The following is a 25548-nucleotide window of genomic DNA, read 5'->3' as shown; positions in this document are numbered from 1 at the left end:
TATATGAAAAAAAGACTTTTAGTACTATTGTGTGCTTTTAGTATTTTGCTACCATCGGTGGCCTTTGCAAAAAGTGCTGATCCTAACAAAAATGATGTTGTTTATGGTGCCGCATTAAGCGAAGAACAAATAAACCAAATGAATGAAACTTTTGGTGTAGGCAAAAATGACGAAAATTTAAACTATACAAAAGCCTCAGGTAGTGACTTACAAAAATACTTAGGATATTATACTGATGATAGTAATATGATATCATCAGTATATATTAAGAAATTGCCAGAAAATTCTGGTATTAAGGTAAATATTGTAACTCCAGCAAATATTACATCTATTACTCAAGGTCAATACACCAATGCAGCAATTACAGCAGGCATTAGTGATGCTGATATATATGTTGCTAGTCCAAAACCTGTAACAGGTGAATCTGCCTTAGTTGGTGTATATGTAGCTATGGAATTAAGCGGTGAAAATGTAGATCCAAATCGTGCAAAAGTTGCCCAAGATGAGCTTGAGACTGTAAATGAAATTGCAGAAGAAAACAAAAATAATTCCGATTTTGACCCATCAGATTTAGACAAGGTTGTTATAGAAGTAAAACAAAAACTTGCTGACCACAAAGAAGAAACTGGTGAAGCTGCAGATGCAAATCAAATAAATATATATATTCAAGACGCTCTAAAAGATGTCAATCTTGAAAATATATTAAGTGATAATAATATAAATATTTTGATTAACTACTTTGATAAATATCAAAATTCATCTGCAATCGATAGTGAAGAAGTAAGAGAAAATCTTATGAAATTTGGCAATGAACTAGCAAATAATGCTGGCAAGTTTTATAATGACAACAAAGATTCTATCGATAGTATAGCAAAAGAAGCTCAAGATAGTGGATTATTAGATTCATTATTAAATTTCTTTAGGCAAATAGGAAATTCATTTATAAGAATATTTGGTTCATCTAATGACAGTAATGACAATAATTAAATTAAAAGGTGGTGTTGCAGAATAGGTAAATCTATTCTGCTCATTACCTTTTTTCGTGTATATTGGTATCAAGCCATTAAATTCTGTATCTTTCTTTAATATGAAAATGAATTTATCCACATTTTTCATAAAAATAGGCTCAATTAATACAGCTAAGATTTTTAATATTTTTTTTCTTAAGCAGCTTTGTATTTTATGAGTTCTAAATTCTTGTTTTCTATTTTGGATGCCAGTTTATTTAGGTTTAGTGCCATTGATAAGAGGCATATTTCACTTATTATATTTGATTTTCCTCTATGGTGGAATCTGTTGTATTTTAGTCCTGATTTTATTTTGGAAAATGCTCCTTCGGCTTGGATTGATCTATTTATTCTTTCTTCTATTCCTTGGTCTGAGCTTATATTTTCTAAGGATTCTTTCCTATATTTTTGAAAGATTTCTGCTATGTAGATTCCTTTGGTCTTCTGACCATCTTTGTTCCAGTTAAAGCATCTGTATACTTTGCTGGTTGTTGTGTATCCGCTTTTTCTTTTTCTGTATCTATCAGTGCACCTTATGAATTCTTTGCCTTCTTTTGATATGTATTTGTCTGATGTTTTATCATATCTTAGACTATTTCTGAATTCTTCTTTTTTATACTTTCTAGTTTTTAATTGTTCGTAGTTGGATGGTTTTATGTATGATAAGAGCTTGTTTTCTGCAAGAAAAACATAATTTTCTTCGCTTTCATATCCTGAATCTGCTACTATCTTGTTTAGTTTGTCGGGGTGGTTTTTGAGTAATTTATTTAGAAATGGTTTTAAGGTGTACATATCGGATGGATGGTGGGATACATTTTCTCCTATGATGAAGCCTGAGGAACTTGCTAGCTGAATGTTGTAGGCTGGTTTTAATTGACCATTTCTCATGTGGTCTTCTTTCATTCTCATGAAGGTTGCATCATGGTCTGTTTTTGAGTAGGAGTTTCTGTGCTCTCCCATTATTTCTATATGTTTTTGATAGCTTTCTAGTTTGTTCTTCCAATCTTTGAGCTTTTCATAGTCTCGTTGGAGTTGGTGTTTTCTTTTTCCTTGTCCATGTACAAAGTTTATTTTATTTTCTGTACATTCTGTACTTATCTGATTGAATGCTATTCTTACTACTGCTAATACCTGTGATGGTGTTAGTTCTCTATTTAAATTAAAGTGCTTTATTATTTTTACTCTTAGTTTCTTTTGCCATTTTTCAATGCTTCCTCGCCACACGAAACTATATCTATTGGCGTAGGCTTCTATTTTTGTTCCATCTATGTAGATGCTTGATAAGTCTATTTGATTTTCTTCTATTAGTATTTGAATCATTTGGTTTAACAAGTTTGGTGCTAGTTCTACGATTTTTTGTCTAAATCTGTTTATTGTACTATGATCTGGTGGATTTTCTCCATCTAAAAGGTATTTTATCCTCAAATCATATTTGCATGATTTTTCTATATTTCTTGATGAGAATATTCCTTCTGAGTAGCAAAATATTATTATTTGTAGCATTGTTACTGGGTTTACTGTAGGTTTTCTTCCTAATGATGAGTAGACTTTTTTTATTTCAGATAAATCCATCCTTTCGATTATATTTTTTACAAGCCTTAACTTAACATCATCTTTGACATATATTTCAGTGTCAAAATTCATTTTTAATTGAATAGTATCATTAACTAGCGTAAAATTAGTTAATGATGATGTATTTTTAACGGTTTTCATAAATACATTGTATCAGAAAAAGACGAGGATTTCAGTTTCCTCGTCTTTTTTCTATATTAGGACTTTTGCAACAGCCCCTTATTGTACAATTCTTTTAATTGATATAGGATTTCTAATCGGTCCTATAATGATACCTGTGCGTGGACTAGATGCATGTATCATATTTCCATTGCCATCAGCCATTCCTACATGGGTGATATTATTTAAGCTTGTTCCAAAGAATACTAAATCTCCAGCTCTTTCTTGGCCCAAAGGCACTTCTACTCCATACCTTTGTTGGCTTTGAGCAAAGTGTGGAAGGTTAATTCCTATTTGACGGTAGGCTTGCATGGTAAATCCTGAGCAATCTATACCGTGAACTGGATCTATACCGCCCCAAACATATGGATTACCTAAATACTGAGTAGCCCATTTATAAAGTTCGCTACCAGTTTGTGAACCTGTAACAGGAAGCATAACTGTATCTGAATTTTCTTTACTAGTTATAGCCTGATTAGTTGTTTGAGTTGTAGTTATATAAGATATTTCTGTAATCTCGCGAACTGCATTTTTTGCAGCTTCTTCTTTTTCTAATTGTTCTTTTATGTAGTTATTCATATCATTATAAAACTTGGTAAAATTTTCTAGATCCTTTTTATCTTTTTTTGATATAGCAAGGTCTTCAAGTTTTACATAACCTTCTTTGATGCCATTATTTTCGCTTTCCTTTTCTACATCCTTATCTGATTGCCTATTTTGGTCCAAGGCTACAGTATCTGGTGCTTCGTGAAGGGTAACGACACTTGGGCTTTGTTTTTGATCATCTTCTAGAGTGACTGTTTTAACTTTAGAAGACGAATTTTCATCTGCCAAGTCATAAAGTAAATTGTTATTTTCAAGTTTTTCTAAATCTATGGTATTTAATTTTTTGTTGTCTTTAAAATCTTCATTATAGGAAACTTTTACAAAATCACTATCTGGCTCAAACCCTAGAATTGTAAGCTTAGTTTTTTCTTGTAATTTGTTATCGGTAATATTTTTAGAATCACTATCTGGTTTTTCTTTTAAGTTACTTTCGGCAAGTAAGCTAGTATGGTTTAATTTATAAAACCATCTTTTAGCTACGTAGCCTTTTTTGCCTTCGAATTCTATTTCATACCAATCTTTACTTTCACTTTTTATTTCATAGGGTGTAAAATCTTCAATGCCACCAAGGATGTCACTATTTACATCTTCTTTTACTCTGACATTTACTCCATCTGTAGTATTTTTGTTTAAAATTATAGAGTCAGCATAAGAATTTACTGGATTTATAAAAAGATGAGAAATTAATAATGAAGTAATAAAGGCTTTTTGAAATCTTTTTGCCACATTAATCTCCCTATTAAAGTACTATAGTATAATTTTAAAAGAAAATAGCTAAAAAGTCAATTTTAAAAGCATGTTGAATTTAAGAATATTTACTATTTATTAAATTTTATAAAAATTTTTTAATTAAAAAATAGGGTATAGATGTTAAGAGGTGTTTATATGTTATACAAAAGAGATTTTATTGATCAAAGAATAAAAAGTGTTATAAGAACAAGTGAATCTTGCATAGGGGAAGGAAAAGTTGCTAGCTATATACCAGAACTTGCAAATGTCAATCCGGATAATTTTGCACTAAGCATTACATCTGTCACTGGTGAATCTTTTAATTATGGCAATTATGACTATGATTTTTCAATACAATCAATATGTAAAGTTTTGCTTTTAATAATGGCTTTGCATGATAATGACCCGGAAGCTGTCTATAACAAGGTAGGCAGTGAGCCAACTAAATATGAATTTAATTCCTTAGTTCCAATAACAGATAAGGCATCCAATCCATTTATAAATGCAGGAGCAATTACTACAGCATCTATGATTTTAGGAAATAGTGTTGATGATAAATTTGATAGGATCCTAGATTACTATAAAAAATTATCTAAACATGAAAAAGCTTATTTGATGGAAGAGGTATATTCTTCAGAAATGGAGACTACTGATAGAAATAAAGCTATAGCTTATTATTTAAAGAGCAAGGAAATATTTGATGATGATCCAGAAATGGTTTTAGACTTATATATTAGAGCATGCTCTATATCCACAAATGTAGTTGGTTTGTCAAGAATGGGTGCAGTACTTGCCAATAAAGGTTTTGAAATAGATAGCCACTACAATCTATTATCAAAATCTGAAGTGCAAATTGTCTTAAGTCAGATGGCAACATGTGGTATGTATGAAAAATCTGGTAGATATTTGATGAATGTAGGTATTCCGTCAAAATCTGGAGTTTCTGGAGGTATCTTAGGAGTGGTTCCAGGAGTTTGTGGCATAGGAGTATATTCGCCAAGACTTGATGAAACAGGAAATAGTGTACGTGGCAAGGAAATATTTAATATGCTTGGCCAAGAATTAGATTTATCTATTTTTATTCATTAAAAAGAGCAGAGATTCTGCTCTATTTTTCTAATCTTATTTTTTTTATTTTCATATACATTTAAAATGAACATTATAGCATATATAAAACTAAAAGCAGTAAAAGCAAGGGTAAGAGATGTAGTTTCTAGAATATTATTTACTAATTTTAGGAAAAAAGGTGCTATAAATCCACCAACATTGCAACCTATAAAAATTAGATTATTAGCAATTCTTCCATGAGATCCCTTTACAAATCTAGAAACTTCAGCAAATAAGTATGGTATGCAAAGAGATTGAGAAAATGCAATAAATACCATGCAAAGTAAAAATATATACATATCATTACCCAAAATAGCTAAAACTATATTTACTATTATATAAATACCAAGACCTAAAAGAATAGTTTTTTCTCTTAAAATGCGATTTATAATTCCAAACAAGAATCCAAAGATCATTCCAGACATAGGAAGGATAATCATATATAAATTGGCGTCTACACCAATTCCTTTTTGATTTGTAGCAACAGTTGGAAAACGTACGCTAAGTGCAGTTACATTCATAATCATTAAAGCGGCAAAAATTGCATAAAATAATATTTGCTTATTTATCTTAAATTTACCAATATCAACTGCATCTTTTGTAGCAACTTCAGGTATGATTTTATTAAAGTAAGACATTATAAAAAATGCGAAAAAGTAAACTAAAAAGGCATATTTCCAGTGGATTTTTATTAGTAATCCAGCAATAAATAAAAATATCATTTGACTTATAAATTCTGTAGAATTTCTTATGCCGTGTAATCTATAAGCTTCTTCATCCTTATAAAAAACATTTATATAGTTTGCACTATGACCATTAAATAATCCTACACCTGCACCCATTATTAAACGGCTTATAAAAACCGATGGATAACTAGTAGAAATAATTGGTAAAATCGAACTTAGACCTACTAGAAATAAGCCAATCATTACGCATTTTTTCATACCTATTTTTTGAGTGATTTTTTCACTTAAGAAAATTGTTATTATTGTTGCTATAGAAGATAGGGTAATTAAAGATTCTGCATTTGTAATAGAAATACCAAAATCTCTTTGCATAAAAACAAGGGTACCAGAAACAACACTATTGCTTGCCACATAAAGTGCAATGCTTAGTATTGCTATTTTAATTTTTAAATCCTTTTTCAAAATAATTCCTTTATTAATTTATGATATTTTTAATATAAATGTTAGATTAATAATATCAAATACAAAGATTTTGGTAAAGATGTATTTTACTTTAAAATATAAAAATAAGTTTGTAAAAAAAAACTGAGCTTTAGCTCAGCTTTATAATTAATTATGCTCTGGCATCTATATCGCCATATTTTTTTGTTTCCTTATCAAATTTTTTTACTGCATATGAGCAAATTGGTAAGATCTTTTTGTTATTTTCACGGGCTTTATCACAAACCTTATCTACTAATCCTTCAGCAAGTCCTTGACCTCTATAATTGTCATCAACAACTGTATGAGTGATAGCCCAAGTATTTTCTGTTTTTTCTTCAACTTCGCAATATCCTACTTGCTTATCTCCATCAAAGGCTAGTGCTTTTAATTGATCTTCGTAAAATTTAATAATCATTATATCACCTCTTAGTTATAAAATACCCAAACTTGGGTAAACTAATAACGAAATTTTAATGACTTTTTTAATTAGTAAGGAGAATTGAATGAAAAGAAGTTATAAATTTTCATCTGTATTTTTGATACAGCTAATAATGGCACTTATTATTTTTATAATTGGAAGGCTTTTTGGAAACTTAAGTACTGATGTAGAAGACTTAACAAGCTCTTTATACAGCTACATTTCAAGTTTACTTATAATCATAGTTTTAATTATTTTCCAATTTATGTTAGCTCGTGGACTTATATATAATAGGATGGGTTCTATTGGAGAATATATGGATAATATAAATTATTTAAAGTTTAAAACATTTGGAGTTTGCTTTGTCATTATGCTTATCCCATATGTTGCTTTGGCAATACTTGGAGCTAGTGTAGCCTCAGCGCTTACAGCAGATATGATGGTAAATGGAGAAATATCTAGTCTATCTTCTTTGTTTGGTTTAGCTATTTTGGTACTTATAGGTCAGGTTATTTATGGTGCTTTTACCTGTTATCGTTATTTTCTAGCGGCTGATCACCCACAGGCAAGTTTTGGTGAGTTATTTAAAAATACATTTAAGCTTGGTAAAAACTTATTTGGAAAAACTATAAAAACATATCTAAAATGGTATATATTACCAGTTATAATATTTGCACTACTAGCAGGGCTAATAACAAATACAAATAAAGGTATGACTAGCATAGGGATACTTTCTATATTATCAATAGTTTTTGTAATATATGCGATAATATCTTCCACCATCGTTTTAGGAGAGCTATCAAATCATTATTTAGATTATAATTCAAATGTAAAATATGAAGATAATTCAGTAGTATATGAATCATAGAGTATACTTGTTTTATAGTTTTTAAATGAAAGGTCAATTAGTATGATAAATAAAAAATTAAAAGAATTAATATATAACGACGAAGATAGAATAATTAAACAAAGACGTGAGATTCACCAAAATCCAGAACTTGCTATGGAAGAGATAAAAACTAATGATTATATAAAAAAAGAATTGGAGTCATATGACCTAGAAGTAAAACAACTAGAGCCAACTGGTCTTATTGCAGAAATAAATCCAGACAGGGATGGCAAAACAGTATTACTACGTGCTGACTTTGATGCTTTGCCAATAGAGGAAACAAATGATTTTGACTTTAAATCTAAAAATCCAGGTAAATCTCATGCATGCGGTCACGATACTCATACAGCAATGTTGCTTGCTGCAACTCGTGCCTTGATAGAAATAAAAGATGAATTACCAGGTACAGTTAGGCTTTTATTCCAACCAGGTGAAGAAACTGGTGATGGAGGTAAAGCAGTTGTAAAACAAGGTGTTACAAAAGGAGTTGATAGTGGATTTGCTATTCATATTCATACAGCTTTTCCTCTAGGATATGCTGCAACGGGCTATGGTGAAACTATGGCAGGAAATTACTTTTTTGAAGTAAATTTTAAAGGAAAATCAGCTCATGGTTCTACACCATATCTAGGACATGATGCAATTATGATGGTAAATACTTTTATAAATGAAGCAAATGCAGCAATGGCGAGGAAAGTGGATGCCTTAAATAATCCAATTGTCTTAAACTATGGAGTTATTTCAGGTGGTTCAGTTGCAAATGCAGTAGCAAGTGATGCAAAACTTACAGCAAGTTTTAGATTTTTTTCAAATGATGCTGCTGATGAATTTTTAAAAGAATTAAAAAGAATAGCAGATTTTTCAGCGGATATGTATGGTGGAAGTGTAGAGTTTAACTACAATCAAGGTGCAGGTCCAGTTATAAATGAAGAAAATTCCACAGATACAGCTGTTAAAGTTGCTAAAGAAATTTTTGGAGAAGATAAGGTTATGACAGATCTTAAAGTAGCTGGTTCAGAAGATTTTGGATTATTACTTGCAGGATTTGAAGATTATGAGGCAATGCCAGGAACATATATGGCAGTTGGTGCAAAAAATCCAGATGATCCTTCAACATTTCCAGTAAATCACTCACAAGACTTTAACCCTGATGAAAGTGCCTTTAAAAACGGAGCTCTTTTACTAGCTCAATACGCTTATGATTTCTTAAATGAAAATTAAAATTAAAGCTAATAAATAAAAATTAATATAAAATTGAGGCGATTAGCCTCTTTTTTATTTTAATTATCTAATATTTATTATAAAATACAATTATATTAGAAAGGAAAAATTATGAGAATAGTTGTAATGGGTGCAGGATCAGTTGGATCATACATAGTTTCAATTTTAACAGATGAAGGTCATGATGTGTTGGTAGTAGAACAAGATCCAGATGTATTGAATTATGTTTTAGCAGAAAATGATGTGATGGGCATTTTAGGAGATGGTACGGATCCAGACTTGCTTCGTGAAGCTGAAATTAAAGATGCTGATTTTTTTATTTCTCTTGCAGATGATGATGAGGTAAATATTGTAGCTGGAAATATGGCTAAAGTTCTTGGAGCAAAGTTTACTATAGCTCGTGTACGCTCTCCAAAATATCAGAAAAACAATGAATTTATGAAAACTTTCATGGGTATAGATTATTTTTTAAATCCAGAAAGATTATCTGCTATTTCTATTGAACTTACCTTAGGTTATGCTATGGCAAGCTCTGTTGAATCATTTTTTCATGACCAAGTTGAAATGATCCAATTTGAAATTAGAGAAGATTCGCTTATGGCAAATAAAACTTTGTCTGATATTACAAAATACGGATTACTTAACAAGGTTTTGATTACCATAGTTGATAGGGATAAAAAAATATTTATTCCAGGTGGTTCTTTTAAAATAATGCCTCATGATAATGTTCATGTTGTCGGAACACCATATGATTTAAGACAGCTATATCTTAGAGAATTTGGATCGAAAACTGATATAAAATCTACCCTTATTATAGGTGCGTCAAGGATATCTTATTATCTTGCAGAAAATATTTTGCAAAAAGGATATGATGTCAAAGTTATAGAAGTTGATGAAAATAAGGCAAGGAAGTTTCACCATATGTTGCAAAAAGCTGTTGTAATTCATGGAGATGGGGCGAATTCTACATTTTTGGCTGAAGAAAACTTTGAAGATTATGATTCGGCGATTGCTCTAACAGGTATAGATGAGAGAAATATTTTGATTGGTCTTTTAGCCCAAAAAGCAGGAATTCCAGAAGTGATAACTCGAGTTGATAATAAAGATTTATTAAGAGTTACTGGAGTTTTGGATATTGATATAACAGTTACCCCTATAAAAGAAGCCGCAAATCATATTCTAAAAGTTATTAGAAGTAAGGAAAATGCCAATGAATTTTCTATTTCTAGCTTGTATTTACTAGAAGATAATGAAGTAGAAGCTGTAGAGTTTTTAGTATTGAAGGGATCAAAAGTAATAGGAAAAACTCTTAATTCATTAAAAATAAAATCTGATACACTAATTGCATTTTTATATAGGGCTAAAACTGGAGAAATCATTGCACCTAATGGTGAAACTATTTTAGAAGTAAATGATCAAGTAATTGTTATTACTAAAATGAAAGCCTTTGAAGATATTGATGATATTTTGGAGGGAGAATGAATAGAAAATTTATTTTAAGTTCTATTGCAAGATTAAATATGCTATTTGCAGCTATTATGCTCTTTCCCTTTGTAGTAGGAGTTATATACCACGAGCCTTTAAGATATAGGCTTAATTTCCTAATACCTGCTGTAATAATATTTTTAATAGGATACATATTAAAAGAAAATACTAAGTTTAAAAAAACATTTAATACTAGAGATGCTCTTACCCTAGTAGCTTTTTGCTGGATACTATATTCGATCTTTGGGGCTATCCCTTTCTATCTTTATCCAGGAGATTTCAATACTTTTTTTGATGCTTTTTTCGAATCGGTGGCAGGTTTTTCTACAACAGGTGCAACCATTGCAAGAGATGTAGAAAGTTTGCCACATTCTATTATTTTTTGGAGATCTTTTGGGCAATTCATTGGAGGTTTGGGAATCATTTCTTTAACTGTTGCTATACTTCCAAAACAAAGTAAAAAGTCAACTATGATTTTAAAAGCAGAATCGGTTGGTCCGACTTTTGGTAAAATAACTCCCAGAGTTTCAGATCAATCTAAAGTGCTTTATACAATTTATATTGCAATGACTTTTATTACTATTGCTTTTTTGTGGGCAGGAGATTTAAATTTATTCGATGCAATTATTTATGGTCTGGGTGCTGCTGGTACTGGAGGATTTGCTAATAAAGATTTGTCAATTGGATATTATAACTCAACTTATACGGAACTTATTTTAGCTATAGCTATGTTTTTATTTTCCATAAATTTTAATATTTATTATGCAAGATTTTTTAAAAAGACAAAAAACTTTTTTAAATCAGAAGAGCTAAGATGGTATATATGGATGCTTTTAATATCCTCAGCCCTTATTTTTATAAATACTTATAATATATATGAAAAACTTAGCAGACAAATAGTAGATGTATTTTTTGCGGTAACTAGTATTTCTTCTACTACAGGATATGTAGGTAGTGATACATCTAGGTGGCCGATATTTTCTAGGATTATCTTAGCAGGACTTATGTATATAGGTGGTATGGCAGGATCAACTGCTGGTGGATTAAAAATGTCTAGGTTTGTTTTATTAGTAAAGTCAGCTGCAAATCAGTTTCGCATGACTATAAATCCAAATCGAATAACAGTAGTTGATTTTGAAGGGAAAACTGTAAGTGAAAGAATCCAACAATCTGTAATGAGTTATTTTATCATCCACATTTTGTTATTTTTTTTGTTATTTGCTATAGTAGCCATAGATATAAATGATTTTTTACTAGCTTTTAATGCTGTAGCTACAACTTATAATGGTCTAGGGCAATTTGGAGAAGCTCAAACTTTTTATGAATTAAGAGAAGCAAGTAAATTTGTACTTTCCATTGCTATGCTTTTAGGAAGGCTTGAGATTTATCCGCTACTTTTATTATTTGCACCTTCAACATATAAAAGGAAGTAAATGTTTTCCCTTGGATGTGTAAAAATAGCTATTTAATTTATATATAAAACATACTTGTATTTAATTAGAATAATGCTATACTAATTAGGCTTAGGAGGATTAGATGAATATTATAATTTTGGGAGCGGGTAAGGTTGGTTCCCACTTAACAAATGAATTATCTTTGCAAGATCATAATATTTTAGTAATCGATCATAACAAGGAAGTATTAAATAGACTGCTTGAGCAAAATGATGTGATGGCAATAGTTGGTGATGGCCGCAATGTGGATGTCTTAGAAGAAGCGAATGTTGGTAATTGCGATTTATTTATAGCTTTAACAATGAGTGATGATGTAAATTTAATTGCTTCATCCCTAGCAAAATCTCTAGGAGCTAAAAATATTATTATTAGACTTAGGGATCCCAAGTATGTAAATCATTTTGACCGCATCCAAGATGTAACAAATTCTAGTTTAATCATAAATCCAGAATTTCTAGCAGCAAAAGAAATTCAAAGATCTATAAAGTATTCCCACGCTAGAAACGTCCAAAGTTTCTTAGAGGATAAGGCACTTATGACAGAAATAACTATTAGTAAAAATTCGAAATTAGCAGGGAAAAGCCTAATAGAAGCAAACTCATATTTAAGGCAATTTGATATAATAATTGGAATTGTAAATGGTAAGGGAAATATCACTATTCCAAAGGGGAATTTTACTTTAGAAAGTGGAGACAAAGTTTATATAATGGGCACCAAAGAGGGTATAGATAAATTCTATAAAGCAGAAATTCCTGAAAGTATAAGAATTAAAGATGTGCTAATAATAGGAGCAAGCTCTATTACCAGACAATTAACCAGCCTATTACTAGAAAGAAACTTTAATGTAACCATAATTGAAATAAATAAAGAAAAAGCCATTGATATACAAGAACAATTTAGTGATGCAATTGTTATAAATGCTGATGGATCTGATCCAGATATACTTCAAGAAGTAAGAATAGATACTTTTGATGCCCTGGTATCACTAACTGGTATTGATGAAGAAAATATATTAATTGCTCTAATGGCTGAACATTATGGTATAGAAAAAATAATTGCTAAAGTAAATAGAACCAACCTTCTAAAGATAACTGGTATATTAGATATTGATGCAACATTTACTCCAAAAACTGCAGCAAGTAATTATATTAATAGATTGATTAGGTCAAAGGAAAATGCCAAAGACATATCAACTCTAAATAATTTATATAAGCTTGAAGAAGATCAAGTAGAAGTACTCGAATTTCAAGTAAATGAGCAATCAAAACTATTTAATCACAAGTTAAAAGATTTAAATATTAAACAAGACACTTTGGTAGCAATTATTGAACACCACGAAAACAATGGGGCAATAGAAGTCGCAACTGGTGAATCGATAATTGATATGGGTGATAGAGTTTTATTAATTACGAAAAGCAAAAATATCACCCAAATAGATGATATATTGGTGTAAGTATGAATTTAAAGATCGTAAATAATGCGATAGGAAGGCTTTTACAAGTTCTTGGTCTACTAATGGTAGTTCCCTTGCTAGTAGCCTTCATCTATCATGAAACATTAAATGATAAATTAAATTTTATAATACCTATATTAGTAGCAGGCATTTTGGGAACTATAATGGTAAAAACCGGTTCGGAAAAAGGTCACATATATACAAGAGAAGCAATGTTTACTACTGCTTTTTGTTGGCTTTTATACTCTGCAATAGGAGCTATTCCACTTTTACTAACACCAACAAATTATCCTACCTTTATAGATGCATTTTTTGAAATGGCAAGTGGTTTTACAACATGTGGTGCCTCTGTTGCACAAGATGTAGAAATTTTACCACATTCTATAATATTTTGGCGTTCATTTTCCCATCTTATTGGAGGGATGGGTATTTTGGTATTTACACTAGCAATCTTGCCAAAAGTAAATAAAGAATCAACCAATCTAATGCAAGCTGAAGTTCCTGGTCCTACATTTGGGAAAATCACACCCAAACTTTCTCATACTGCTAGAGTTTTATATATTATATATTTAGTAATGACTGCAATTACAGCTATATTTTTACTTTTTGGTGGTATGAACTTATTTGATAGCTTAATATTTGCATTTGGTACTGCAGGAACAGGTGGTTTTGCAAATCGTGGTATATCCGTTGGCTATTATAATTCAAGATATATAGAAATTGTTCTTGGCGTTGCAATGTTTTTATTTGGTGTAAACTTTAATCTTTATTATTATGCTATTTTTAGATCGGTAAAAGATAGCTTTAAGTCAGAAGAATTGAAATGGTATGCAATAATTGTTGCTCTTTCAACAATCCTAATATTTATAAACATTTCAGGCATGTATGATGATAAATTTTATGCAGGAGTAAATTCGTTTTTTACAGTGACATCAATTATTACAACTACAGGATATGTATCCGCCCACTATGGAAAATGGCCGATGTTTTCTAGAAATATTTTGATTTTACTAATGTTTATAGGTGGCTCAGCTGGTTCCACAGCTGGTGGTTTAAAAGTTTCAAGAATAACTATGCTTTGCAAATCAGCAATAAATCAAGTAAAGCAAACAATTAACCCAATGAGAGTTACAGTTAATAAACTAGATGGAAAGAAAGTAGATGACGAAGTAGAAAATTCTGTAAATAAATATTTACTAGTATATCTATTAATTTTTATTATATTTATGCTCATTGTCACACTAGAAACAAATGATCTAGAAACATCATTTACAGCTGTAGCTACGACCTTTAATAACGTAGGGCCAGGACTTGGCGAATTTGGACCTATAAATAGCTTTACCAACTTAGGTTACCTATCAAAATTCACATTAACACTAGCTATGCTTTTTGGTAGACTTGAACTATATCCAATGATCCTACTATTCTCACCAGCCACTTATAAAAATATTAAAAACAAATAATTTGACAAATATTTTTTTGTTCTATAAAATGAAAATATATAATAAATAAAATATTATTTAAAAGGGAGTTCTTAAATAGATCTGAGAGGATGCAATAAAATCTCTTGGCTTAGATAAGACTATATTGACTAGTAAAAATCAAGCTATAAAGCATCGACCTAACCTGATTTGGATAATGCCAACGTAGGAAAAATAAAAGTAGCTTAGAATATCTCTTAAGGGATATTCTTTTTTTTATAAAAATAAGGGGAGGAAATATGAAAACAGCACTAACAATAGCAGGATCAGATTCATCTGGTGGTGCAGGAATTCAAGCGGATTTAAAAGCTATGACTTTAAATGGAGTTTTTGCAATGAGTGCAATTACAGCTTTGACTGCACAAAATACAACGGGTTTAACAGATATAATGGATGTAAGTCCAAAGTTTTTAAATGAACAAATTGATGCTATTTTTACAGACATACGTCCAGATGCAGTAAAAATTGGCATGGTATCTGACAAGGAATTAATAGTTGCAATTGCTGATAAATTAGTAGAATATGACGCAAAAAATATAGTTTTAGATCCAGTAATGGTTGCCACAAGTGGAGCAAAACTATTAAAAGATGATGCTATAGACACATTAAAAGAAAAATTGATTCCGTTAGCTAATCTTATAACTCCTAATATTCCTGAAGCAGAAATCTTAGCTAATACTGAAATAAAAGATGATAAGGATATGGAAATAGCAGCAGAAAAAATAGCCAATGAACTTGGTGTAAATGTACTTTTAAAAGGTGGACACTCTATAAATGATGCAAATGATCTATTATATGAAACTAATTTAAATAAAATGACATGGCTAAATGGAAAACGAATTAATAATGAAAATACCCATGGCACTGGTTGTACACTTTCATCTGCTATAGCTGCAAATCTTGCTAAAGGTAAATCAATGCAAGAATCTGTAAGATCTGCTAAAAAATATTTGGAAGCTGCGTTAAAAGATGGGCTTGATTTAGGCAAGGGTAGTGGGCCTATGAATCATGCTTTTGATTTAAAAGAAGAATACAAAAACTAATATGAAAAAAACAAGCATATATGAAAATGGACTAATTTGGTTTGGTGCAGCTGTTTCTATTGCAGAAATTTTAACTGGTACCTATTACGCACCAATGGGTTTTAAAGAAGGATTTTTAGCAATAATTGTAGGTCATACAATTGGATTTGCACTTTTATATTTTGCTGGACTTATCGGGGCAAAATCAAAAAGAACTGCTATGGAAACTACAAAACTTACTTTTGGCTCAAAAGGTGGGATAATATTTGCGATCCTAAACTTTTTGCAATTAGTAGGTTGGACAGCAATTATGATTTATGATGCATCCTTATCATCTAGCGAGATATTTTCTTTTGGTCATACATTTTGGGCGATTTTAACTGGTGGATTGATAATTGTTTGGATATTAATAGGCATATCTGATCTTGGGAAAGTAAATACAGTATCAATGGCTTTGTTATTTGTCCTAACCCTCATATTATCGAGATATATTTTTAAAATGGATCTATCATCTATTTCTCCATCAAAAGAGGCAATGAGCTTTGGTGGTGCAGTAGAGCTCGCTGTTGCTATGCCTCTTTCTTGGCTACCACTAATTAGTGACTATACATCAAATGCTCAAGAAGGTAAGAAATCAACTTTCATTTCAGCTTTAATTTATAGTGTGATTTCCATTTGGATGTATACAATTGGTATGGGTGGGGCATTAATAACAGGAGAACATTCTCTAGCAGCTATTTTTGGCATTACAAAACTTGGTCCATTGGCTGTGCTAATTATTATTTTATCAACAGTTACAACAACTTTTTTGGATTCATATTCTGCTGGAGTTTCCTTTAAATCTATAAAATTAAATGCAGATGAGAAAAAAGTTGGAATTATGGTTACAATTATCGCCATTATTGCTGCTATAATTTTCCCAATGGATGATATTACTGACTTTTTATATTTTATAGGATCGGTGTTTGCACCAATGATATCTATCCAAATTGCAGATTATTTTATACTTAAAAACGAAGGTTATACTGGTGATTATAATATTTTAAACACCACTTCGTGGATTTTGGGTTTTGTAATCTATCGTATAATTTTAAATAGAGAATTTGCTGTAGGGCCAACCTTTTTAGTTATTATAATTACAATGATTATCACTGTCATTTTAAATAAAGTTTTTAGTAAAAAATAGTTTGACAATTGATATTTTAAACTTTATAATTGGGTTAGTTACAATCTAATAAAAATAAAAAAACATTAAGAACACTTGTGGGGTAAGAACTGGTGGGGCAACTCACATTTAACCATACTTTAAACTCATTTATATGGTTAAAACTCACAACCACAGGGGGCAAATTGCCAAATCCGAATAATAAATTTCGTACCTAGAGGGTTTAAATAATGAGTAAGTAGGTATGATAATAAAATCCTTGTTCAAAATAATGTGCAAGGACTTTTTTTGTCTAATTTTAAAATAAAGGGAGGGAATATGAAAAATAAAGTTTTATTAGTAATAGTACTTATGCTTAGTCTTGTATCATGTACTAGCAGAAATAAAAACCAAGTTGTTGTTTTTAATGCAGGTGAGTATATGGATATGGACTTGGTAAAAGAATTTGAAAAAGATACCGGCATAGAAGTAGTATATGAAACTTTTACATCAGATGAAGAAATGTTTATAAAGCTTTCCCAATCCTCAAATAACTATGATGTTATAGTACCAAGTGACTATATGGTTGAAAGGTTATTAAAAAATAATATGCTTGAAAAAATTGATCAAGCTAATATTCCCAACTTTAAATACATAGATGATGAGTATAGGGGTCTTAGTTATGATCCTGAAAATGAATATACAGTACCATACTTTGCATCTCATTTTGGCATAGTTTATAACACAGATATTATAAAAGAGCCTATTACAAAATGGGCTGATCTTTGGGATCCAAAATACAAGGGCGAAATAATTATGTATGATTTGCCAAGATTATCAATGTCAGTAGCCCTACAAAAATTAGGTTATTCTATAAATACTAAGAATATGAATGAGCTTAGAGAAGCAAAAAATGAACTTATAAGACAAAAACCTTTAGTTTATGCTTATCTAACTGATGAAGCACGTGATTTGGTTATTCAAGGTGATGCAGCTATCACTGTTATGTATTCTGGAGATGCACTATTAATGAGAAAACAAAATCCAAATTTAAAATACGTCATTCCCAAAGAAGGTATGAATATGCAAGTTGATAATCTTGCGATTCCTAAAGGAGCAAAAAATAAAGCGAATGCTGAAAAATTTATAAACTATTTTACAGATCCAAAAGTGGCAGCAAAAAATGCTGATTGGATGCAAGGCTTTACAAGCACTGTAAAAGGTGTTAGAGACCAACTACCAGATTATATAGCAAAATCAGAAGAAGCTTATCCAGATTTTTCAAAACACCCAGAGCCTGAAATGTTTAAGGACCTAGAAGATTATATGCAAGTTTATAATGATTTTTGGGTGGAAGTCCTAGCAGCTTATTAGGAGGTAAAAATGAGCGAAGTTTTACAATTAAAAAACATAAACAAGTTTTATGAAGAAAAGCAAATACTTAATTCTATAGACTTAAAAGTAGAAAGAGGCGAATTTTTAACTCTAATTGGTCCATCAGGTTGTGGGAAAACTACAACGCTTAGAATAATAGGAGGTTTTGAAAAACCAGATAGCGGAGAAGTTATTTTTGAAGGAAAAGAAATATCAAATTTACCTCCAAATGAGAGAAATATAAATACGGTTTTTCAAAACTACGCCTTATTTCCGCATTTAAATGTTTTTGATAACGTTGCCTTTGGTCTTCGCATCAAAAAAATAAAGGAAAGTGAAATAAAGAAAAAAGTAGAAAATGCCTTAGACTTAGTAGATCTAGCAAAATATAGTAATAGAGATATCTCTAGATTATCAGGTGGACAAAAACAAAGAGTAGCCATTGCCCGAGCTTTAGTAAATGAACCAGAGATTATTTTATTTGACGAACCTCTAGGCGCTCTAGACTTAAAATTAAGAAAAAGAATGCAAATAGAACTTAAAAATATTCAACAAGAAGTAGGTATTACCTTTATTTATGTAACTCACGATCAAGAAGAAGCACTTTCTATGTCGGATAAAATAGCAGTTATGAATAAAGGGATCATCGAACAATTTGGAAGTCCACAAAAAATTTATGAAGAACCAGTAAATGCTTTTGTTGCAAATTTCCTTGGAGATTCAAATATTTTTAGGGGGAAAATGGTTGATAAATCAAAGGTAAATTTCCTAGGTCATGATTATCCTTGTGTTGATAAGGTAAAATCTGGTAAGGATGTTAGCGTTATGCTACGTCCGGAATATCTATATCTTTCTGAAAATGCAAAATTAAAAGGAAAAGTAGAAAGATCTATGTTTAAAGGAACCTACTATGATATACGTGTTTGTGGTGATGACTTTTGCATAAATGTTCACCATCCTGAAAATATTGAACTTGGCACAAATGTATGCGTAGCTATAGATGCAGATGCTATTCATGTTATGGAAGAAAGAACTGGTTCTGGTGAATCAGTAGAACCTGGAGGAAATGTTTGATGAAAAAATATTTAAATATCTATTTGCTTTGGGCAGGTGTGTTTATTATTTTGCCCTTAGTATTAATACTTTTTTATTCCTTTAATGGAACAGGTTCTATAGCCTTTGAAAATTTTAGCTTTAGTTTATCAAACTATAAGAGATTTTTTGAGCCATTATATTTAAAGATGCTTGGAATCACCCTTTTGATATCCTTTTTGGCGACATTGGGTTGTTTATTAATTGGTTACCCTGTTGCTTATATCATTTCAAAAATGGATGAAACTATTGCTTCATCACTTATTTTTGTTTTTATAATGCCAATGTGGATTAATCTTTTGCTTAGAACCTATGGTTGGATCACACTTTTGGGAAGAAATGGAGTTTTAAATAGATTTCTAGCTTCCTTTGGCAGTGGACCTTTAGGAATAATGTATACGCCAACTGCTGTAGTTTTGGGCATGGTATATGAATTTTTACCTTTCATGGTTATTCAAATTTATAATGCTTTAAAAAAAGTAGATAAAAATTTAATAGATGCAGCCTTAGATTTAGGAGCTGATAGAAAAACTATATTTAGAAAAGTTATTTTTCCCCTATCTCTACCAGGTGTCTATACTGGTGTAATTATGGTATTTATACCTGCAATATCAACATTCGTTGTTTCAAATTTACTAGGGGGTCAAAAAGTTTATATGATAGGAAACCTAATTGACCAGCAATTTACTTTTACAGGCGATTGGGGATTTGGATCTGCGACTGCTATTATACTTATGCTAATTTTATTTCTAGCCTTATTTATTCAAAGAAAATTTGGACGAGAACTAGAAAGAGATATAGTATGAGAAAATTTTTGGAAAAATTTTATACAATACTAGTTTTTATATTTTTGTATGCACCAATAATAGTAATGATTATTTTTTCGTTTAACGATAGTAAGCTACGCGGTCGCTGGGTTGGTTTTACAAGTAATTGGTATAAAGAACTTTTTTTAAATCCAGAAATAATCTCTGCTGTAAAGACAACTTTAATAGTTGCTGTAGTAGCTACAGTCATAGCAACTTTTATAGGAACATTGTCTGCTATAGGCATATCTGAGCTTCGTGGTAAGAAGAGAAACATGGTATTAAATATAAATTATTTGCCAGTCCTAAATCCAGATATTATAACAGCTATTTCTCTGATGGGTCTTTACGGATTTTTGAAATTAAATTTAGGTTATATAACTTTAATCTTATCTCATGTTATGTTTTGCATACCTTATGTTGTTTTAACAGTATTGCCAGCTGTAGAAGCTATGGATAAGAATATCATAGAGGCAGCCTTAGATCTTGGAGCAACCCCATCGTATGCTGTTAGAAAAGTTTTGATACCAAATATTAGAAATGGAATATTTGCAGGAGCATTGATTTCATTTACTCTGTCTTTAGATGACTTTGCTATATCTTATTTTACATCTGGAAATGGAGTATCAAACTTATCTATGACAATTTATGCTATGGCAAGGCGTGGTATAAATCCATCAATAAATGCTCTTTCAACTATTATATTTGTAGTTGTATTTATATTTTTACTTATACAAAACAGAAAAGTTTTATTTATAAAAGAGAAAAATCCAACAAGTTTTATGCCATAAACACTTGACATTTGCACGATCATATAGTATTATAAACCAGTCGACTAAGAAGTTTCTTTTATGAAACTTTTCGATCAAATCGCGCATCCTGTAAGCGATTTTAAAAATAAATGTCAGGACGAGTACAGCCGCCACCTATCAGTTGCGGTGTCCAAATATGATAGGCGAAAAATTTTATAGGAGGAATATTGATGAAATATCAAAAAACTTATACTCCAAGTGCAAACGACATCGAAAGAAAATGGTATGTTGTTGATGCACAAGGAGTTGTTTTAGGACGTCTTGCTAGCGAAGTCGCAGCAATTTTAAGAGGAAAACATAAAGCTACATTTACTCCAAACATGGACATGGGAGATTATGTAATTGTTGTTAATGCTGACAAAGTTAGACTTACAGGTAATAAAGAAAACCAAAAAGAATACAAAAGATATTCAGGTTATGCTGGTGGTTTAAAAATTACATCTTACAAAGATATGATGGATAAACACCCAGAAAGAATCGTTGAACATGCAGTTGTTGGTATGCTTCCACACAACAAACTAGGTCGTCAAATGGCTAAAAAACTTAGAGTTGTTGCAGGTCCAGACCATAATCACGCATCACAAATGCCTGAAAAATTGGAAATAAAGTAAGGAGACTTAAATGGCAGATACAATTATACAATCAACAGGACGTAGAAAATCCGCTGTTGCCAGAGTTACTATGAAACCAGGTAGCGGAAATATCCTAGTAAATGGTAGAGATATAGAAGAATATTTTGACTTTGAAACTTTAAGAATCATAGCTAAATCACCACTAACACTTACAGAAAATGAAAATAGCTTTGATATAAAAGTAAATGTAAACGGTGGTGGATACAACGGTCAAGCAGGAGCTATTAGACATGCTATAGCTAGAGCACTTCTAGAAGTAAACCCTGACTACAGACAAGCTCTAAAAAGAGCAGGATTTCTTACACGTGACTCACGTAAAAAAGAAAGATATAAACCAGGTCAAAAGAAAGCAAGAAAATCTTCACAATTCTCAAAAAGATAATATTACAGAAACTTACAAGCACATATACCCTATGTGCTTTTTTTATTTGAAATTTAAAAGGTATAATCATTTTTATGAATAATATAAACTATAACATTGAGATGGAAAAAATAATAGATAAAAATAGAAAAGAAGGATTAAAACCAAAACTTCTAATGCAGGTATGCTGTGCACCATGTTCAACAACTGTTATACATAGGATTAAAGATGACTTTGATATAGATATGTATTTTTACAATCCGATGATATACCCACGAACTGAGCTTGAGAAAAGAAGCGATTACGTAGAAGTTTTGGCAAAGAGAATAGGACTTAATGGAAAAGTGATAGTTCCTGCAAATAATGCTTCTGATTTTTATGAAATAGCTAAAAAAAGAAAATATAGTAAAGAGGGTGGTAAGGCTTGCTATGAGTGCTATAGGCTACGTTTAGAAGAAACTGCTAAATACTCTAAAGAAAATAGTTATGATTACTTTTGCACGACCTTATCAATATCTCCATACAAAAATTCCAAGTGGATAAATGAAATAGGAAGGGATTTAGAAGAAGAATATGGTGTAAAATACTTGTATTCCGATTTTAAAAAAAGGAACGGCTATAAAATGTCTATAGAACTTTCAAAAAAATATCAACTGTATAGACAATCTTATTGTGGATGTGTTTTTTCCTATAATGAGATGTTAGAACACAATGAAAAAATGAGGGAAAGAAACACAGATAAATAAATCTGTGTTTTTTTATCTGAATTGGGTATCCTTATAATATAAAATTTATGGGACTTGATGGGACTTGTAATATGAAAAATATATCTTTAATCAAGAAAATTGAATATGAAGATGATTTATCAAAGCCATATCCTGTAACATTTAATATAGATATAGGCTATGATAAAGCAAAAGCAAGATCTATTTTTAATGAAATTAAAGAACAGTCTTTGCTTGCCCAAGATATATTAAATCTAGGCAATAATTCATTTACAATCCACATTCCTTTGACAAATATACCGAAGATTACAAAAATTTTATTAAAGTATAAGTTTAATTTTTACGGTATTTATGTAGTGTATGATAATTATTTAGAAATGAAAGAGGTAGAAGATGAGTGAAGTATTAGAATTATTAAATGAACAAATGAACTTTGAGTTTGAATCAGCTTATATTTATAAAGCAATGAGTGCTTTTACAGATGATTTAGATCTAGATGGTTTTACAAAATGGTTAGATATACAAGTAGAAGAAGAAGTTATGCATGGAGAAGGCATGAGAAAATTTCTTCAATCTGTAGGATATAAACCACATTACAAAGCAATTCCAGAACCAAAAGATGATTATAGATCAATACTTGAAGTTATAAAAACAGCACTAGAACATGAAAAAGAAGTTACAAAAAGAATCACAGAAATTGCAGATAAAGCTCGTGAGCAAGATGCAAGAGTATTTTCATTTATCCAATGGTATATAGATGAGCAAGTAGAAGAAGAAGAAAATTTCACAAAAATGGTTAGCAGACTTGAAAGAGTTGGAGATGATTGGCATTCAATTTATATGTTAGATCAAGAGCTTAGCCAAAGACAGCCAGCTCAAGCACCTGATGTTGCAAACGTATGAAAATTAGCCTAAAAAATTCACTTGCCAGTCTTGAAGTAAATACAAATGGTGCATACATCGACAATTTTGAAGTAAAAGATACAGCCGTATTTTTTCCTAAAGTTATGGTAAAAATAGGTGATGTTTTGAAAATTCGTGGTGGTATGCACGTTTGTGCTCCAAATTTTGGCGTAGATGAAAGATTAAATACCCTTCCATCCCATGGTTTTGGAAGGGATTTATTATGGAAAATTATTCAACAACAAGAAGATTTTGTGAAGCTTTCTTTAGAAGGTATAGAGGACTACGAGGATGTTAGCTTTATTTTGACCTATAGACTAGAAAAATCTAGTTTGTTTTTAAAACTTGAGATTGAAAATGATTCAAATGAGAAAAAATTGATAGCTCCAGGCTTTCATCCATATTTTTATTCAAACCATAGTCCAGTATTAATTGAAAATGAAGAAATAGATAAAGAAGCCTTGCTAAATAGTATTTATATTGATGGTAAGGATCAAAGTTTTATTAGCAATAATAATGATATTGAAATAATAGGCTTGGAAAATATTAATAAGTATGTTATTTGGTCTGACTTTAAGGGTGACTATATTTGTGTAGAACCAACTTATGATGCAAATAGTTTTGAAGATGAGAATAAGAATGTATACGAATTAGCTTCTGGTGAAAGATTTGAAATATCTGCAGAAATAAAAGTAAATATTTAAAGTTGTACTTGAATATTTTAAAAATATAGTATAATATTATTAGGATATTAAAATTACGATTAAATCTCGAGAAAGGAAAAGATTATGTTAACTACAATTTTAACTTTTGCATTAGGTGCATTTATATTTTCCCTAGTATTTAAAATTATTTTTGGTGTTTTAGGTCTAGTGTTTAAAGTAGTTGGAAAAGCCTTATTATTACCATTTTTAATAATTGGGGGCATACTTTTCCTACCAGTAATAGTCCTTGGCCTAGGCATAGGTATTGTAGTACAACTATTGCCAGTTATTATAGCTGGTGGGGCAATATACTTTATCTATAAAAAATTTTTTGCAGAAGAAAAGAAATATTGGTAAAAAAAAGACTGACTTAATATAGTCAGCTTTTTTATTTTGAGTTAAATGCGTATTTTTCAATTGCTTCTGCTACAGCACCTTGGTTATTGTTAGCTTCGGTTACAAAATTAGCAACTTCTTTTACTTGAAGATGGGCATTTGCAACGGCAACACCTATACCAGCTGCTTCTATCATGGCAACATCGTTGTAATTGTCTCCAATTACTAGGGTGTTTTCCATATTTATGCCATAACTGTTACAAACTTTTCTAAGTGCTGTGGCTTTATTTACATTTTTGGCATTTATTTCCATATATAAATCTGAGGAATAAGCAATTTCACAATCATAGTTTGTTATTTCTGCTACATCAACTTCTAAAGAATGTAGAAAATCTATATCCTTATTTTTTATAAGAACCTTTAGTATTAGCTCATCCTTCAAAAAATCTATATTATGATCGGTTATTTCTTTGACATTTGTTTGGCTTGTATATTCATTTGCCTTTTCTATTGGATCTATATTTATAGCATATTTGCAATCTATAGTATAGATAAAAAATTCTAGTTTATTTTCATAAGCATACTCAAAAACATTTTTTACATACTCAAAATCTAGTGGCAATGAATCTACAATTTCTTTTTCTTTGGCTTTTAAAGTAATTGCTCCATTACAACAGATGATATATCTATTATCTCTTATAACACCAGCTTGATCGGGGATTTGTCTTAATTCATAAGGACCACGACCGGTAGCTAGTATTACTTTTATGCCATTTTCTTCGGCTTTATCTATAGCTTTTCTATTTACTACTGGTACATTTTTGTAATCATCTACCAGGGTTTCATCAATATCAGACGTTATTAGTTCTATCATAATTGCTCCTTCT

Annotated in this window: 26 protein-coding genes; 21 read left to right on the top strand and 5 right to left on the bottom strand. The window is 30.6% G+C overall.

The genetic code is table 11. From position 1 onward, the window contains the following. Positions 1 to 3: 3 nt before the first annotated feature. Positions 4 to 987 (top strand): DUF1002 domain-containing protein, encoded by a 984-nt coding sequence (locus DY249_RS06120; RefSeq protein WP_115595536.1) that lies wholly within the window; start codon positions 4 to 6, stop codon positions 985 to 987. A 176-nt stretch (positions 988 to 1163) separates the two neighbouring features. On the opposite strand, the gene DY249_RS06115 is transcribed toward DY249_RS06120, so the two are convergent. Both DY249_RS06115 and DY249_RS06110 read right to left on the bottom strand, forming a co-directional pair. Further along, positions 1164 to 2720, bottom strand: a complete 1557-nt coding sequence (locus DY249_RS06115) for an IS1182 family transposase (protein ID WP_115595535.1) — start codon at positions 2718 to 2720, stop codon at positions 1164 to 1166. Between the two features lie 78 nt (positions 2721 to 2798). Then, positions 2799 to 4070, bottom strand: coding sequence for a C40 family peptidase (locus DY249_RS06110; protein ID WP_115595534.1), 1272 nt, complete (start codon positions 4068 to 4070; stop codon positions 2799 to 2801). 159 nt (positions 4071 to 4229) lie between these two features. Here DY249_RS06110 and glsA point away from each other — a divergent pair, with 159 nt between their 5' ends. Beyond that, complete coding sequence (gene glsA / locus DY249_RS06105; RefSeq protein WP_101539395.1) at positions 4230 to 5162, top strand: glutaminase A; 933 nt, start codon at positions 4230 to 4232, stop codon at positions 5160 to 5162. Here glsA and DY249_RS06100 read toward each other — a convergent pair. Together DY249_RS06100 and DY249_RS06095 are read right to left on the bottom strand one after the other, a co-directional pair. After that, positions 5159 to 6328, bottom strand: a complete 1170-nt coding sequence (locus DY249_RS06100) for an MFS transporter (RefSeq protein WP_245943543.1) — start codon at positions 6326 to 6328, stop codon at positions 5159 to 5161. The two genes, glsA and DY249_RS06100, sit on opposite strands and share 4 nt — an antisense overlap. Positions 6329 to 6479: 151 nt before the next feature. Beyond that, complete coding sequence (locus DY249_RS06095) at positions 6480 to 6764, bottom strand: GNAT family N-acetyltransferase (RefSeq protein WP_115595532.1); 285 nt, start codon at positions 6762 to 6764, stop codon at positions 6480 to 6482. 88 nt (positions 6765 to 6852) lie between these two features. Here DY249_RS06095 and DY249_RS06090 point away from each other — a divergent pair, with 88 nt between their 5' ends. From DY249_RS06090 to DY249_RS06000, 19 genes are all read left to right on the top strand, one after another. Then, positions 6853 to 7635: a hypothetical protein gene (locus tag DY249_RS06090; protein ID WP_115595531.1), complete on the top strand. Its 783-nt coding sequence runs from the start codon at positions 6853 to 6855 to the stop codon at positions 7633 to 7635. 42 nt (positions 7636 to 7677) lie between these two features. Next, a complete protein-coding gene (locus DY249_RS06085; RefSeq protein ID WP_115595530.1) occupies positions 7678 to 8877 on the top strand; it encodes a M20 metallopeptidase family protein in 1200 nt (399 codons plus the stop codon). Positions 8878 to 8988: 111 nt separating this feature from the next. Next, complete coding sequence (gene trkA, locus DY249_RS06080; RefSeq protein ID WP_115595529.1) at positions 8989 to 10359, top strand: Trk system potassium transporter TrkA; 1371 nt, start codon at positions 8989 to 8991, stop codon at positions 10357 to 10359. Further along, positions 10356 to 11795, top strand: a complete 1440-nt coding sequence (locus tag DY249_RS06075; RefSeq protein WP_115595528.1) for a TrkH family potassium uptake protein — start codon at positions 10356 to 10358, stop codon at positions 11793 to 11795. Before trkA (DY249_RS06080) ends, DY249_RS06075 begins: the two co-directional genes overlap by 4 nt. Before the next feature lie 103 nt (positions 11796 to 11898). After that, positions 11899 to 13269 carry a Trk system potassium transporter TrkA gene (gene trkA, locus DY249_RS06070; protein WP_115595527.1) on the top strand — a complete coding sequence of 457 codons (1371 nt, stop codon included), beginning with the start codon at positions 11899 to 11901 and terminating at the stop codon, positions 13267 to 13269. Between the two features lie 2 nt (positions 13270 to 13271). Further along, positions 13272 to 14732: a TrkH family potassium uptake protein gene (locus DY249_RS06065; RefSeq protein WP_115595526.1), complete on the top strand. Its 1461-nt coding sequence runs from the start codon at positions 13272 to 13274 to the stop codon at positions 14730 to 14732. Positions 14733 to 14989: 257 nt separating this feature from the next. Continuing rightward, on the top strand, positions 14990 to 15793 hold the full coding sequence (gene thiD, locus DY249_RS06060; protein ID WP_115595979.1) for a bifunctional hydroxymethylpyrimidine kinase/phosphomethylpyrimidine kinase: 804 nt from the start codon (positions 14990 to 14992) through the stop codon (positions 15791 to 15793). Between the two features lies 1 nt (position 15794). Then, the gene (gene cytX / locus DY249_RS06055) at positions 15795 to 16958 is read left to right on the top strand and encodes a putative hydroxymethylpyrimidine transporter CytX (RefSeq protein WP_115595525.1); all 1164 of its coding nucleotides are present in this window, start codon (positions 15795 to 15797) and stop codon (positions 16956 to 16958) included. 297 nt (positions 16959 to 17255) lie between these two features. Next, positions 17256 to 18290 (top strand): ABC transporter substrate-binding protein, encoded by a 1035-nt coding sequence (locus DY249_RS06050; RefSeq protein ID WP_115595524.1) that lies wholly within the window; start codon positions 17256 to 17258, stop codon positions 18288 to 18290. Positions 18291 to 18299: 9 nt separating this feature from the next. Further along, entirely contained in the window at positions 18300 to 19364 is a 1065-nt protein-coding gene (locus DY249_RS06045; protein WP_115595523.1) for an ABC transporter ATP-binding protein, read from the top strand. Then, positions 19364 to 20188: an ABC transporter permease gene (locus tag DY249_RS06040; RefSeq protein ID WP_115595522.1), complete on the top strand. Its 825-nt coding sequence runs from the start codon at positions 19364 to 19366 to the stop codon at positions 20186 to 20188. Before DY249_RS06045 ends, DY249_RS06040 begins: the two co-directional genes overlap by 1 nt. Then, a complete protein-coding gene (locus DY249_RS06035; protein ID WP_115595521.1) occupies positions 20185 to 20979 on the top strand; it encodes an ABC transporter permease in 795 nt (264 codons plus the stop codon). Before DY249_RS06040 ends, DY249_RS06035 begins: the two co-directional genes overlap by 4 nt. A gap of 191 nt (positions 20980 to 21170) precedes the next feature. Continuing rightward, on the top strand, positions 21171 to 21611 hold the full coding sequence (gene rplM / locus DY249_RS06030) for a 50S ribosomal protein L13 (protein WP_115595520.1): 441 nt from the start codon (positions 21171 to 21173) through the stop codon (positions 21609 to 21611). A gap of 10 nt (positions 21612 to 21621) precedes the next feature. Next, positions 21622 to 22014, top strand: coding sequence for a 30S ribosomal protein S9 (gene rpsI, locus DY249_RS06025; RefSeq protein WP_115595519.1), 393 nt, complete (start codon positions 21622 to 21624; stop codon positions 22012 to 22014). A gap of 74 nt (positions 22015 to 22088) precedes the next feature. After that, entirely contained in the window at positions 22089 to 22739 is a 651-nt protein-coding gene (locus DY249_RS06020; protein WP_115595518.1) for an epoxyqueuosine reductase QueH, read from the top strand. Between the two features lie 71 nt (positions 22740 to 22810). Continuing rightward, positions 22811 to 23119, top strand: a complete 309-nt coding sequence (locus tag DY249_RS06015) for a hypothetical protein (protein ID WP_115595517.1) — start codon at positions 22811 to 22813, stop codon at positions 23117 to 23119. Further along, positions 23112 to 23621, top strand: a complete 510-nt coding sequence (locus tag DY249_RS06010) for a ferritin (RefSeq protein ID WP_101539376.1) — start codon at positions 23112 to 23114, stop codon at positions 23619 to 23621. The genes DY249_RS06015 and DY249_RS06010 overlap by 8 nt, the downstream gene beginning before the upstream one ends. Then, positions 23618 to 24325 (top strand): aldose epimerase family protein, encoded by a 708-nt coding sequence (locus tag DY249_RS06005; RefSeq protein ID WP_115595516.1) that lies wholly within the window; start codon positions 23618 to 23620, stop codon positions 24323 to 24325. The genes DY249_RS06010 and DY249_RS06005 overlap by 4 nt, the downstream gene beginning before the upstream one ends. A gap of 84 nt (positions 24326 to 24409) precedes the next feature. Further along, positions 24410 to 24682 carry a hypothetical protein gene (locus DY249_RS06000; RefSeq protein ID WP_101539374.1) on the top strand — a complete coding sequence of 91 codons (273 nt, stop codon included), beginning with the start codon at positions 24410 to 24412 and terminating at the stop codon, positions 24680 to 24682. 31 nt (positions 24683 to 24713) lie between these two features. Here DY249_RS06000 and DY249_RS05995 read toward each other — a convergent pair whose 3' ends face one another. After that, positions 24714 to 25535: an HAD family hydrolase gene (locus tag DY249_RS05995; RefSeq protein ID WP_101539373.1), complete on the bottom strand. Its 822-nt coding sequence runs from the start codon at positions 25533 to 25535 to the stop codon at positions 24714 to 24716. Between the last annotated feature and the right edge of the window lie 13 nt (positions 25536 to 25548).

The sequence above is a fragment of the Anaerococcus octavius genome (genome assembly GCF_900445265.1).
Classification (GTDB): domain Bacteria; phylum Bacillota; class Clostridia; order Tissierellales; family Peptoniphilaceae; genus Anaerococcus; species Anaerococcus octavius.
This window is presented reverse-complemented; position numbering and strand designations above follow the sequence as displayed.